The organism is Marinagarivorans sp. (genome assembly GCF_982758155.1).
In genome coordinates this window covers 1-13797 of record NZ_CEXWTU010000127.1, presented here as the reverse complement: position 1 = coordinate 13797, position 13797 = coordinate 1, and the positions used below count along the sequence as shown (strand labels likewise).

Sequence of the window (13797 nt, the reverse complement as noted above, 5' to 3'; positions counted from 1 at the left end):
TCTTTTAATATTCCGTCTGTGCGGTATCGGACGCGATAGGCTTTTTCGTAGGGTTCAAAGTGGATGTCTGATGCGCCAATTTTTATGGCGTCAAGTAAAATCTTGTTCACAAATTTAACAATAGGTGCTTCATCTACGTCATTGCTAGCTTCAGCAGGTTTGGCTTCGTCTGGGTTTTCAAGCTCAAGGTCAAGGTCATCATCATCAAGGCCGCCAAGGCTTTCTGATATATCTTCCTCAGAGTCTTTAAGGAATGCTTCGACGCCAACAGCCAGTTTATCGGCTTCAACCACAATGGCTTCAGTGCTTAGGCCTGTATTAAACTTTATTTCATCAAGGCCGTGCAAATTAGTAGGGTCTGCTACTGCAACAAACAGGCGGTTTCCGCGCTTGAATATAGGTAGGGCGAAGTGTTTCTCGACCAACTTTTTATCAACTATTTCCCTTAGTGCTGGATTAAGTTCGATACTGCCTAAGTTTAATATCGGAGAGCCGAACTCGTCGGCCGCGGCCGCGGCAATATCTAGGCTATTGGCACCGGCTTCAATAAGACACAAAGGGAGTGGGCGCTTGCTCTCGAGCGCTGCAGCCGTTGCTTTCTGGGCCGTTTCGCTGGAGATTGTTTCATCCCGGACTAATCGCTTGGTGAGACCGCTGAGTGTTGGAGTATTCATGCTGCTCAATTCTTGTGTTTATTATGTTATTGGCTGGCGGTACATTTCATGTACATAGGATAGTACAGTCTTATTGTAGGCCATCATTGCAGCCCTGCATGCTGGGGCAGGTATATCTGCCCCAGTCTAGAGGATAATTAAATGGAAATAAATAGCTTACAGAGAAAGGGGGCGTTAAGAGAAGGCTCTTGGGCGCGATAGCGCTCCCAAAAGCCTTTGATTCATATGTGGGTGAGTTTGATTTTAGATTAAAGTGTAATCAGGTGCTTATTCTTATTTAGAGTTGCGGCACCGATGCCTTTAATTTCCAATAATTGCTCAATATTATTGAATCGCCCATTCTGTGATCTCCAGCTAACAATAGCCTCGGCTTTAGCGGGTCCAATACCAATAAGGTGTTCGGCAAGTGCTGCAGCATTAGCTGAGTTAATGCTGACACGGCTGGCGCTTTGAATTGAGGTTGTTTTTGCTGGTTGGGTTTGCGGGGTAGTGGCTGCGTAAGCTGCTGCTGTTAGCATTCCTGAAGTTAGTAATAGGGCGGTGACGCAGCGAGATAAGAATTTTTGGCTCATTAGATATTCCTTTAAAGAGTGGGTGTTTGATTAACATAGTCCATTAGGGAAGCGCTGTTATATTAAAGTGAAATACCTGCGCTTCTGGTTATAGTAATTTATTTTGGGTGGCTTTACGCTGCCGTAAAATAGCCTTTGGATCCAGCTAAGCTTTGCTTGTCTGCCATTTTACGTCCACCACTTACATTTTATGTCGTTATTTTTTTTGCGGAAAGGGGGCGGCAGGATGAAGAGCCCTAAAAACGGGGGCTATAGGGTTGGCATGTTACTTGATACTATCTAATTACCCTTACCCCTAAAAACACTATTGAGGTGTATAAAATGAAAAAAGTACAACAAGGTTTTACATTAATCGAACTCATGATCGTTATTGCCATTATAGGCATTTTGGCTGCGGTGGCTTTACCTCAGTATCAAATATATACCCAGCGTGCTACCTCTACTGCTGAAACTTCGAGCTCTATACGACCTATTGTTTTAGGTATTCAAGAGTTATCTTCAACAGGCGGTGCTTTGCCAACTGTTGCTGAATACAATACGTTTATGAACCCTATTACAGCGGCCGGAGCCAATACGGCGACCGGGATGATAGCTTCTATTGTGTACGCGAATACTGATGCTGACAATGGACTTTTGACAGTAACCTTTTTGACAACCTCTGCACTCGTACCTGTACCTGCGGATATTTCTGGCACAACTTTTATGGTTAATGTCACGCGTGACGGTAATAACCACACGCGCTTTGCAGTTGAAATCGACCCTACAATTGGTACAATGGATGCGAATTTGCGACCCAAAATTAAGTAAGAGTTTTTTGCAGGAAATTAGTCTCCCACCTTTCGGGATAGGCTAATTCAAGAGCTCAAAATTTTACTGTAATGCTTGCTAGCTAACGCTGACAGGCATTTTTGTATTTCTAATCGTTCTTTGGTTGGGCGGTGAATTGAGCTGAGTTGTTTCCTTGCGCTGCAGCTCTCGCAATTCCCTACTGGCGACCCTACTATTATTTTCAGACTTTTCACTGTTTTATTGACGCGGTAGGATCTTGCGCTCTATTTTTGATAGCAGGAAATTGTATATCGCGGTTAAGTGAGGTTTGATCTTTTATTTTGGAAATTGGTGTTATCAGCCTGTTGAAAAAGCTTTTATTAAAAAAATGAGCGACTTGCCTTTATGCTCTGGTCAAGTCATGAGCCAAAATTATCCCGTTGAGGGGCGCTCTCACTTAGCGCTCATGTTGATTGGTGAATAGTGGTTCCAAATAGTTACGCGTGGCTATATTCTGTCATTAAGTACAGTAAACCCGGAGGGTTGAACTTTTTATATCCTCGCGCTACCCTGCGGATTGTTAGGCTGGTGTAGTAATCCTAACCACACCCTCCTGCATATCTTCATGCCGAGCCTTATTGCCCTTCCTACGCGAAAATTTAGCCCCACTAAATGCCCCGCCAAAGATTGACATGGTCTTACCCGCGGCCTGTAAAGGCGGCGGAGTCGCTTTAATATTGTCAGGGCTGGGTTGGTCTGGACTGTATCTTACCCTTAATGTCTCGTTAAAACATTCTGGAGGCTATATGACCTTAGGCATTTAAAGTGAATACGGTAAAGGGTACGTAGCCAACCGTTTTTTCCGTCTCTGCAAATGACTACACCGGCGAAACAATCTTAACCACTTCCTCCACCTGGCCTGTTGGCCGATTTTTATAGCTCTCTGTAACCTTGGCGACTATATCCAGTGTGTGTTTTTGCGCCTTTGCAGTGCTGATTGTGCGCTTAAATTGATTGCGTAAACGAGTAAATATGCCCGAATTGCGGTTGTTGAATTCGTTTGCTACATCCACCACCGAGCAACTCCCCGCATGGGGGCTTCGATGTAATGGGTTGTTTATGGCGCTATTCGATAGTTGTTGTTCAAATTGCTCTTTGCTCATGCCGGCTTTTTCAAGAACCTGCATCACCTCTTTTTCCGCCGATTGCTTAGCCTTAAACAACTGCATTTGCACTCGGCTATAAACATTCACTGCGCCATCGCCGTTAGTTTCAATCGGTAGGAATATCGCTTGCGGGAACATTTCGGTGATTAGCGATTGCACTCCATCGGATACCGCGCTGGAGGGCATGCAGCCGAAGGGTTTTATGCTGAGTGTCATGGTCATGGTGTTATCGACCACGTTGTGGATCAGTTTGCCCACTTCCATATGGCCTTCGCCGCCGCGTAGGTTGTTGTCGTAAAATGAGTGGCTGATTTCGGCGATGTGATCCATGTCGGGTAGGTGGTAGTCTCTTAATCCCACTACTTTTGAGGCTGTCCAGAATAGGCCCCTTACATAAAGTTCTACAACTTTAAGGCCCCACAAGCGCTTGCGAATACTTACGCCTTCTAAGGCGAACTTGCTGCCTTTGGTGTCGTGCTTGAGATTTTTATCGGTGCCTTTCAGGTTTAGGCGTTGCAGGGTGTCGTATTTGGCTGACCAGAATAGATACAGAATCCAGTTGGTGACGAGTTGAATCTCGACTTCGGCGCCTTCTTTTTCCAGAAAGCCTTGCATCTTGTAGTTGCCATCGCCTTCGGTCGTCATTGCCCAAAATTCGCCAATAATAGCGACGCGGGGCTTTATTTGTGATTTATCGACTTTAATTTTGGCGAGTTCTTTTCGTGTATGCCAAAGGGCTTTCCATAAACCTTTTCGTGTTTCGAAGGCTTTGGCAATGCGTTGTTTGGCCTGGGCAATAACGGCGTTGGTTTCGCCTTCGTTAATTTCGTAGGGTCGAATGCGGTACATTAGGGCATTTAAAATGTCACCGATAATCACTGCTTTTCCGAAGGTTAAAAAGAACGTGCTGTCGATTTTTAATCCTAAGTCTTCGCCGGTTGCTTGCTTTGCTCCGCCCGATTGCTGAAACAAAATAACGCGAAAGCCTTCGAAGCCTGCGTCGCGTAATGCTTTGCGGTATTCGGTAACGTAGGTGCCAAAGCGGCAAGGGCCGCAAGAGCCTGCGGTGGCAAACAGGTATTTTGTAATAATGTCTTCTTTGCTAATACCGCTAGCTTCCATTTCTTTTAATTTTTTAACAAGGTTACCTACAGTGAAGTAGGTAGGGTTACATTGCCCTCTGTTGCCAAACTCGCGGCCAAATTGTAGGGCGGCGGTATCGGGCACGTCCATGGATGCCACTTTATAACCTAGCCCTCTAAAGGCTGATTGGATAAATAAATCGTGTGCCATGGTTAGGCCTGCGTGCAATACGGTAGTGTGCGCGCGCTGGGCTGCGGTAAAGGTCGTTGGATTTTTATCGCGCCAATGTTCCGTTACTTCATCTTGTTTGTGCGCTTTCTCAAAATCTTTTATTTCACTATCAACGTGCTTTAAATAATCTTCTGCACTTAGGTTGCCTTCTAAGTCAGCAATCGCTGAGGTGGATGAATCAGTGTCAACTGTTTGTTGCATATTCATAATAGTATTCCCTAGTCAATTTCAACCGCAGTGATAAGATTTGAGGTTCCAGCGTCGATGTATAGTGGCGCTTTGGCTTCTTTGGGCGTATTTTTTTGCGCGGTATCGTGAGTGTTTTCTTTAGCTTGTGGAAGCTTCGACAATATTTGTTCTTTTGCAAATTGCCATTTGTCTAACTCTGTTTGAAAAAGTGAGTCTTGCTTTATTTTTTCGGGGGCTACGGCTAAAAACTGTAAGCGCTTTTCGATGACTTCGAGTTCACTCTCAAGGGTTTTTCTAGCCCTGTCCTCTAGTTTTTCTTCCGCTAAGGTTAACGTGTAACCATAGGTTTTAACGCGAATTTTTATTGAGCCCGAAGGTTTGTTGGCGTCAATGTCGTGAAGTGCAGAGTAGGGTGATCCGCTAGCGCTCATCATTCGGTCGACAAGGCCGTAGGTGGGCGCATCGTGTCCACACTTAAAGCTGGATAAGTCGAGTACCGCGACGTTGGGGTGGCGAGCGGCGAATTTTGTTGCCCATACTTTTTGTACACTGTTCACGCTGTAATTTTCTGGCCAAATGTCGTGAATTTCTAAGGGCGATTCAACAAACTTTTTATTAAGGTCGTCTTGGAAATAGGGCGTTAAGTACTCTTTATCTTTTGGGATGGAGCGCATTGATAAAATCGGGTAGCCCATGGCTTGGTATTCTTCCAATACACCGTGATTCATACCGGGGTCGTTATGGTACGGCCGGCCCGTCATTAATAGCGCTATGCGATTATCTTCTGCTACCGCATCTAAAATAATTCGACCCTTCTCTTGCATATGCTGATCAAAATAATCGAGTGATTTGAAGGCTTGATCGACGGCGAAATTATTTTCATCTTCCGATATTTTAAGTTGTTCTTTAAACGCTTCAAACAAACGATCCTTTAATAGTAAAGGTTCTTGAAGTGTTACGGCGGTGTCCATGTAGGTTATGTCGCGCTGAGCGAAAAAATCTTGCTCTTTGGTGAATGCGGCACCGATGACTTTGGGCGTGCCGGCCACAATCGGGCAGCAGGCTGTGTCCATCACGCTCTCTACAAAAGTAGGGATGTGGGTAATGGACGGGAAGAAAATAATATTCAGTGGTTTTTTAACGTGGTGTTCAAACAATAAATTGTGAATATGGGCTTGCACCACTTTGGCTGGGTAACATGGGTCGACGGAGCCGTATTTTCCGCCGGCTTGCCAAAGTTCTTCACTGGTATCGTCAGAGAAAACAATATTGCGCGGCGTGATGCCCAAGGCTTCAAGATAGGTTCGCCAAAAGGGCGCGGTGCTCCATATATTTAAAGCTTTAGGGATGCCAATGCGAATATTTTTTCGATGTTCAACGTCTTCTTCGCTGGAGCGAATAAAAGGACGTTGAATGGTTTTGTATTTAACGCCGCCAAATAACGTGCGCGAAACTTTGATGTCGTCTATTAAGGTTCCGTTTGTTGGTGTCTGTTCTGGCGTGTATAGGCGTTTGTAGGCCCACGTTGCTTCGTAATCCACAAGGTTGGGATAGGCGCGCATTCTGTCGCGGCGGGTTTTATTTAATGCACGTAGTGCATCGTTATCTTCAACGGTGCCTTTCTCGCAAGAAAAGCCAGAGATATAACGTACCGGTTTTACATCCCCTACATCGGCATCAATAAACGTGCGCGAGCAATTGTTGGGGCAAAAATCGCAGCGTGTTTCTTCATCGTTACGCGTGGTGTAGTGTAGGTTAATGGCTTCGTTTAGGCCGATGAAGCGTGAGTGTCCTTCGCGTTTAACAACACGAATTGCTTCAAACGCAGCGCCTAGCGCGCCTGCCTCACCGGTATGCGGGTGAATGTGTACTTCGGCGTTGGGTACGCGCTCTTTAATGTAATCAACTTGGGCTTTTACGGCTGCGAGGTTTTTTTGGGTTCCGCCTTGCAAAACAAACACGCGCCCAAGTTCTGCCATACGCGGAATTTGTACAACGTATTGCCAAATGTTTTTAGGCAGTACTAACGCTAGGCCTGCCAGTAACTCTTCGCCGTTGTAGCCTTCTTTTTGAAAGTTAACACGGTCGGAATCTAGAAATACGGCACAGCCATAACTGAATTCGGGTGATAAGTCGGCTTTAAAGGCTGTCTCGGCGTAACGCGTTACGGGCACGCCAAATTGATCGGCCATGGCTTGTAATAGCATGCCGTTACCGGCGCTGCACGAGTTGGATAAACGAAAGTTTTTAATCACTTTGTTTTCCATAAACATCACTTTAATGTCTTGTCCGCCGACATCACAAATCACATCGACATCATCAAAATAATTCTGCGCGCTTTTCATGTGGGCAACGGTTTCGACGATATTGGCGTCCGCTTTTAAGGCGGCCTCCATGACGTCGCCGGCATAACCGGTTACGCCGAAGCCTTGAATGTCTAATGTTGCCTGTTGTTCATCAGCCCAATCTTTAAGCTGTATGAACATTTGTTTCATATCCTCAAGGGGGTTGCCTTTGGATAGCTGGTAAACCTTTTGAAGGATTTCACCCTCAGCGTTGACGAGTACGCATTTACTGGAGGTGGAGCCGCCGTCTAAGCCGATAAAGCCTTGTATGGTATTGCTGGTTGCTTTGATTGGGGTAAACGTTGGGGTAGAGTAAAGCTCGATAAATTGCTTGGCTTCATCGTTATTACCGACTAAGCCGGGGCCGGATCCTGCGCCGAGCTGTGCTTTGCGACCGTTATTAATAAAATCTTCTAGCTTGGCTAATGTTCCGCAAACTTGGGTGTCTTTTTCGTGTAGGCCGAAGAGCACGGCACCGTAAGCGGCGTAATATTCCGAGTTGTCTGGTGCAAAGATTAGCTCTTCTAAGGGAATATCTTTGGGGTAATCGAAGCCGCGCTCTTCCCACGTTTCGGGTATGCGGTAACGCCAACATGCGCGTAAAAATGGCAAGTAGGCATTGGGGCCGCCCAGTAGTAAAACTTTAGGCTTTAATGTGTTTCCGCGCGTTAGTACTGAAAGGTTTTGCCCAACAATGGCGTCGGCAAGCGAGCACATAATCTCGGCGGAAGGAATGCCGCTTTTAATGAGGTTAACAATATCCGTTTCGGCAAAAACACCGCACTTGGCTGCAACGTGGTGCAGTTTTGTTGGGTCGAATACAAGCTTTGCCGTTTCGCTTTGTGGCATGCCTACTTTTATAAAGCATTTATCGATGGTCGCGCCGGTGCCGGATGCACACTTATCATTCATTGATGTCGTTGCGCGCTTTTCGCCCGTTTTTTCGCTGGTTTTAAACATGATTATTTTGGCGTCTTGCCCGCCAAGTTCAATCACGCTGCCAACGTCGGGGTGAAGGTTTTCTACTGCCATGGTCACGGCGTTAACTTCTTGAATAAACTTCGCGTTAACATGCGGCGCAATAGGGCTGGCGCCAGAGCCGGTGATCAAAAGGCGGGCTTGTTTAAGGTCGAGTTGTGGGAGGTCGGCGCAAACGGCCTGCAGCATCTCAAGCACTTTTTCGGCCTGCTTGGTTTCGTGCCGCTGGTATTTACTCCAAAGAATTTCCTGGCTATTGGCATCAACTGCAACGAGTTTTACCGTCGTTGATCCAACATCAATACCAAGAGTAAGAACCTGAGTGTCTGTCATATCCATTCGCCTTAAACCACAAAATTCTGACCATGGATGTTGCCCGACCTGTTGATATAGATCAAGTGTTGGAAGGCGGCGCCAAGAGGGAATACGGTGAAATGCGACATCACGCAAACAATTAAACCACTACATTTAATAGGGTTTATGCATGTCTGGGTTGTATCGGTTTAGCGAGTAATCCAACATTGGATGTCCTCTTCTCTCGCAAAGGCTTCTGCTTGTTCGCCTTGTAGCATTATGAGAGTTGATAGCATGCCGGCTTGCATACACTTTGGTGCGGCAACGGTGACGGACTTTGGTGGGTTGACTACTGGCCAGCCGGTTTTTGGGTTTAGGAGGTGGCTGTAGCTTTTACCGTTAATAATCCATTGTCGCTGGCTTATACCGCTAGTGGTCACTGCGCCATTGTGAAAAGTGAGGCGTTCTTGTGATGTTAAGTTATCGTTCGCCTGCGTGCTGCTAAAACCAACTTGCCAAGGGCGTTTTGGTAGACATTGGCTAGCCACCAAATCGCCCCCGAGATTAACGAGTATAGGAATTCCGGCTTTGGCTTCTACCGCTAGGCGCAGGCTTTTATCGGCGGCGTATTCTTTGCCGATACCGCCAAAATCGATTTGCATACCTTTGGGGGTTTTAAGGGTTGAGTTGTGTAGTGTGGCTTTATCTAAACCAATAAAAGGGAGTAGTGCGGCAATATCGGATTGTGTTGGCAATGTTTGTTGCTGCTGTGCTTTCTTTTGATGAAAGGCCCAAATGTTTTTCAACGCGCCAGCGCTAATATCGAATAGCCCGTCGCTGAGTGCGTAAAGCTCTCGAGCGTAATGAAACAGTGCGGTGGTTTCCTCGTCGAGATTGACGGGGGTTCCATTTGCATTATTGATGGCTGCTGTAATTCCGGTTTGGGTATAGCGGCTGTATTTAGTTTCTATTCGCCAAACTTCGTGCGCAATAATATCGGCGAGTTGTATCGCTAGGGCTTTATCGTCTATCGCTATTAGCACTTCACAGGGGCAAGCCATGGCCGAGAACCGAGCCACCCAAAACGGAGCGCGGTAATTGAATTGAAGGCTGTGATTTGGTGGCGGCATTGGGTCTGCTGTGTAGAGTTATTGCTTGAGATGCCTATTGTGCTTTTTGAATGGTTGGTCGTAAAGCGCCCACGCTTTCGAGTGGACGTTTTTAGCGCTGCTTGAATGGTTCTAAAATTTAAAGGAATAGCCTACCTGCACGATGATGGCGTCTAAATCAGGAAAGGTATCGTGCCTGTCTTGTAAATTACCCGGTAAGGTTTGGCTATCACCCGTTTGGTTATAGCTTTCGATACGGAAGTTAACTTCTTTGTCGTCGTCAAAGAGGTAACCGTACTTGGCGCCAAAAGTAATCCCGGTAAATTCACCCAAGCGTGAATCGGAGCTTAAGTGCATGGGAAGCTGCGCGAGCGATGCATCCAAGCCTTGCACGTAAAAATCGGCGCCAGCTTGTTGGTAGTACCGGAAGTGAGGCTCAAGGTAATGATGCTCGTTGAGCTGCCAGCGGTAGCGCGTATCGATGGTGTGTGAATCTATACCCCAGTCATCGGTGTGATAACGGTATGAAATATCGAAGATATTATCTTTGCCGTGATGCGATTTGCTGCGAAAGAACAAGCTGTGCTTAGTGCGCTTGTCGGGGCGCGATTCATATACATAGCCTTGTGGCGCGCCAATATCATCCAATAGCGATACCACTTTATAGGCATCGTTAAGGTAGCCGCTTTGTTCGCTTAATGAGTAGTTGAATTGCACGAGCCACTTCGGTGACATAACTTGGGTGACGCCCAGTAAAAGGTCGGTCACAGTTTTGCTGTCGTCTTTGCCATCTTTATTACCGTTGGCGCCTATGGTCATTTCCGACAGTGGAATCGGTTTGCCGCCGACCGGCTTGATTGTGTCGCTAGCAAAAGCTAAGCCTGCGGATATGGTTGTGTTGTGTTGGTTAAGGTCTTTGGCGATATTGGCGTTAAAGCCAATCGATTGGTAATCGTATTCACGGGATGCCTCAACGCCACCAGAGAGCTTTAAGGTGCTGTTTAGCGGGGTGGTGTATTGGGTGCTTAGTGCAACGCGGGTATCTTTAAAGACGTCGTCTAGTGGTAGTTCGCCTTCTGGCGTTTGGTAGGTTGCTTTACCCGATGGGGTTGAGAACGTTTGCACTTCGTCCGCGGGTGATGCTCCGTTGGGCGTCGCACCGGTTAGCGCATCAACAACAAGCTTAATGTTCCAAAAGCGATCGCCTTCGAGTTTTTTGGTGGCGCTAATAACGGGTTCTACGGCGGTCACGCGGTCGGTTTCGCCGTAGTAAAGCACGGCGGTATTAATATCCCAGCTTTTATCACCGGCCAGTGCAGGTGCTGCACCTAATAATGCCGAGGTTGCTTGGGCGAGCCCTGCCGCAACGCCCAACTTGGTGGCGCGGCTATAGCGCGATTGAGTACCTGTGTTTTGATTGTTGTACTTATCTAGTTGCATCCGCAGCCTCCGCCACCAAAGCTAGCGCCGCCGCTACTGGCTTCTTTGCTGAAATAAATATGATCGTCGAAGCTTGATGTGATGGCGTCGTGATCTAGCTGCATAGTGTCTTTAGCAAGGGTGCCGCGCTGGTAAGCTTTGGCACCTAGTGAGCTACAGCCCATAAGCGTGCTTACCGTAAACAGTAGCGTAAGGGTAATGATTGGCTTTTGCATGAAGTCCTCTTTTACGAGTGAGCAAAGTGACGAAGTTAATTAAACCACGTTGATTATGACGGCATAATTGAAGTGCGCTATAGCGCAGGTGCTGTATAAATTGCTGGGCAACCGCATAATGACCGGCTATAGGACATATGTACCACCATCAAATGGTCAGGATTGATCAATATCTGAACAGGAAACATCATGCAGTCTCTTTTTACGCACCGCTATTTCATTTTTATCTTATTGATTATTTTAAGTGCAATGAGCATCGCGGACCTTATCGTTGACCATAGTGAGGGGGTAGGGCTTGAGCATATGGCGCAAGAGGGAGCGTTGCTTTTGTTGTGCTTGATTGCTGTTGCAAGCTTGTTGCTGGGTTTTCGGCGCCAGTCTAATCGCATTAAAGATCTGAAGCGGGAGCTTGAGACAGCGGCGCAAGAAGTGGCAAAAGCGAGTGAGTCTTTAAAGGATGGGCGCCTCGCTTTTGCGAAGGTTATTGCCGAGCAGTTTGAGGTGTGGGGGCTGAGTAAAAGTGAATCCGAAATTGGCTTTTTAGTCTTGAAAGGTTTTAGCCTTGCCGAGATCGCGAGCCTACGCGAAACCAAAGATAAAACGGTTCGGCAGCAGGCCTCGTCAGTTTATAAAAAGGCCGGTGTTAGCGGTCGCCATGCGTTTTCGGCTTGGTTTATTGAAGACTATATGTAGTTTTGGTGGTCCTTTTGGGAGCGGCTACCCCGTTAAGCCGCATCTTGTAATAAACGGATTAACGATTTAATGGCGATGGGGCGCGACCATAGGTAGCCTTGGCCGTGAGTTATCCCGAGCTCTTTAAGGAATAGTAGCTCGTTTGCGCTTTCCACTCCCTCTGCAACCGTATTCATTATTAGACCGTCTGCAATGTTATGAACGGCGCGAACGATCGCCTGGTTATCGGAATTGCCTTCAATGCCCGTAACAAACGAGCGGTCGATTTTCAGCTTGGCGACTTTAATCTTTTGCACATAACCTAAGTTCGAGTAACCCGTGCCAAAATCGTCGATGGCTAAGCTAATCCCCATTTGTTTGAGTTGCTCAACGGACTCATCAAATTCTGGTGAGTTAGAGACAAGTTCGGACTCTGTGATTTCTAGCTCTAAGGAGTGAGGCGAGATGGGAACGTCGGCTAATATTTTCTTTACCCTTTCTTTAAAATCGTCTCGTTTTAGCTGAATGGTCGAAACATTTACAGCGACGCGAAATTCAGGGAAGTATTTCTTTTGGAGCTCGGCAATATCGCGGCAAGCACGCTCGAGTACCCAGGCGCCTATTTCGACTATTAAGCCGGATTTTTCGGCCAGCGGAATAAAGGTGTCGGGGCCGATCAAGCCGCGCTCTGGGTGCTGCCAGCGCACTAAGGCTTCGGCACCAACAATCTTGCCGGTTGCCAGTAAAATAATGGGTTGATACTCCACGAAGAGTTCATCGTCGCTGAGGGCTGTACGCAAATCTTCCAGTAGCTGCATGCGCTCAAGGGCATCGGAGTTCATGGAGGAGTTGTAGTATTGGAAGGTATTGCGACCAAGGTCTTTAGAGCGGTACATGGCAATATCAGCTTTTTTGACGAGTTCGTCATAGCGAATGCCATCGTTGGGGTAAACAGAGATGCCGATAGATGCGCTGCAAACGAGTTTATGTTTACCAGTAATGACGGGGCGTGAAACGCGCTCTTGGATGGTGGCCGCAATGCTGGAAACATCGCGTTCGTCGGACAAGTCTTCGAGTATTAATAAGAACTCATCGCCACCTAAGCGGCAGACGGTATCGCTGGCTCGGGTGGCATCACGCAAGCGCTCGGCTATCGCCACCAAATAGCGGTCGCCGGTTTCGTGGCCGAGGGAGTCGTTAATCGTTTTGAAATCGTCTAGATCAATAAAAATCAGAGCGATTTTTTTGTCACAATGGCTGCGTGCTGCGCGTTGTACGGCTTGTTCAAAGCGATCGCTGGCCAGTGAGCGGTTTGGAAGTTCGGTGAGGTTGTCGTGGTTGGCTAAAAACACAATCGCTTTTTCGGACTCGCGGACTTTGATGTTTTCACTATTGAGGTTGTGAATGGTGCTAACGTAATCGTTGATGAGCAAGCGTACTGCGAGGCCAGAAATTAATAAAATGATAACCGTAGTGATCGGGCGTGTTGAATCATGAAAAGAATTGTTGAATGTCATTAAACCAGAATTTTGTGCGTAACCCATAGCCAAAATGTTAGCAATAAAGACAATTAACAATACGATAAAACTGCGCTTACTTCCCACCATGGCGGCGAAAATTAAAATGCAGGGAAGGCCCAGTAGTCCTGAATCGTAATGGCCGTTAGAAACCCATAATATTGATAAGGCTAATGTAGCTAGCGTCCAAATAAGAAGCTCGGACGCGACTTTTGTATACTGCTTTTGTGCAAGCCAAAAACAACCTCCAAGTAATGGCATACTTGCTAAGAGCATAAAAAGCGATAGCCAATTTTTTTCGAAATAAGTTACCACGCAAATAGATACGGCGCCGCCGAGTGCTAATAATGTTAGCTGTGATGCGCGGCGCTCTAAAAGGCTGCGCGCGTTATTGTTTGGCGTTTCTTGGCGGTTTACATCTGTCATCACTTTCAGGGTACTCTAAAATGCCATTCGAGTTGCTTCTGGGGCGCAAGCAAAAAAACGCGGATAAACCGGCTTAGGGGCGTGCATGAAATAACTTCCCGTTTTTGAATTCCTAGGT

At 46.8% G+C, this 13797-nt stretch carries 10 protein-coding genes; 2 read left to right on the top strand and 8 right to left on the bottom strand.

Annotated elements, in window-relative coordinates:
• On the bottom strand, window positions 1-674 hold a 674-nt coding region (locus tag AC3A8L_RS13430; RefSeq protein WP_487962776.1), incomplete at its 3' end, for an ATPase, T2SS/T4P/T4SS family.
• Window positions 675-922: 248 nt separating this feature from the next.
• On the bottom strand, window positions 923-1246 hold the full coding sequence (locus tag AC3A8L_RS13425) for a ComEA family DNA-binding protein (protein WP_487962775.1): 324 nt from the start codon (window positions 1244-1246) through the stop codon (window positions 923-925).
• Between the two features lie 321 nt (window positions 1247-1567).
• Between AC3A8L_RS13425 and AC3A8L_RS13420 the strand changes: the two genes are divergently transcribed.
• Window positions 1568-2053: a pilin gene (locus tag AC3A8L_RS13420; protein WP_487962774.1), complete on the top strand. Its 486-nt coding sequence runs from the start codon at window positions 1568-1570 to the stop codon at window positions 2051-2053.
• Between the two features lie 839 nt (window positions 2054-2892).
• Here AC3A8L_RS13420 and AC3A8L_RS13415 read toward each other — a convergent pair.
• From AC3A8L_RS13415 to AC3A8L_RS13395, 5 genes are all read right to left on the bottom strand, one after another.
• Window positions 2893-4701 carry a hypothetical protein gene (locus AC3A8L_RS13415; RefSeq protein WP_487962773.1) on the bottom strand — a complete coding sequence of 603 codons (1809 nt, stop codon included), beginning with the start codon at window positions 4699-4701 and terminating at the stop codon, window positions 2893-2895.
• A gap of 11 nt (window positions 4702-4712) precedes the next feature.
• On the bottom strand, window positions 4713-8339 hold the full coding sequence (locus AC3A8L_RS13410; RefSeq protein WP_487962772.1) for a BadF/BadG/BcrA/BcrD ATPase family protein: 3627 nt from the start codon (window positions 8337-8339) through the stop codon (window positions 4713-4715).
• Window positions 8340-8509: 170 nt separating this feature from the next.
• Entirely contained in the window at window positions 8510-9430 is a 921-nt protein-coding gene (locus AC3A8L_RS13405) for an FAD:protein FMN transferase (RefSeq protein ID WP_487962771.1), read from the bottom strand.
• A 111-nt stretch (window positions 9431-9541) separates the two neighbouring features.
• Entirely contained in the window at window positions 9542-10849 is a 1308-nt protein-coding gene (locus AC3A8L_RS13400; protein ID WP_487962770.1) for a DUF3570 domain-containing protein, read from the bottom strand.
• Window positions 10840-11064 (bottom strand): DUF4266 domain-containing protein, encoded by a 225-nt coding sequence (locus AC3A8L_RS13395; protein WP_487962769.1) that lies wholly within the window; start codon window positions 11062-11064, stop codon window positions 10840-10842. Before AC3A8L_RS13395 ends, AC3A8L_RS13400 begins: the two co-directional genes overlap by 10 nt.
• A 189-nt stretch (window positions 11065-11253) precedes the next feature.
• Between AC3A8L_RS13395 and AC3A8L_RS13390 the strand changes: the two genes are divergently transcribed.
• Window positions 11254-11757 (top strand): helix-turn-helix transcriptional regulator, encoded by a 504-nt coding sequence (locus AC3A8L_RS13390; RefSeq protein ID WP_487962768.1) that lies wholly within the window; start codon window positions 11254-11256, stop codon window positions 11755-11757.
• Between the two features lie 32 nt (window positions 11758-11789).
• Here the strand turns inward: AC3A8L_RS13390 and AC3A8L_RS13385 are convergent, their stop codons facing one another.
• The gene (locus AC3A8L_RS13385; RefSeq protein ID WP_487962777.1) at window positions 11790-13679 is read right to left on the bottom strand and encodes a putative bifunctional diguanylate cyclase/phosphodiesterase; all 1890 of its coding nucleotides are present in this window, start codon (window positions 13677-13679) and stop codon (window positions 11790-11792) included.
• Window positions 13680-13797 lie beyond the last annotated feature (118 nt).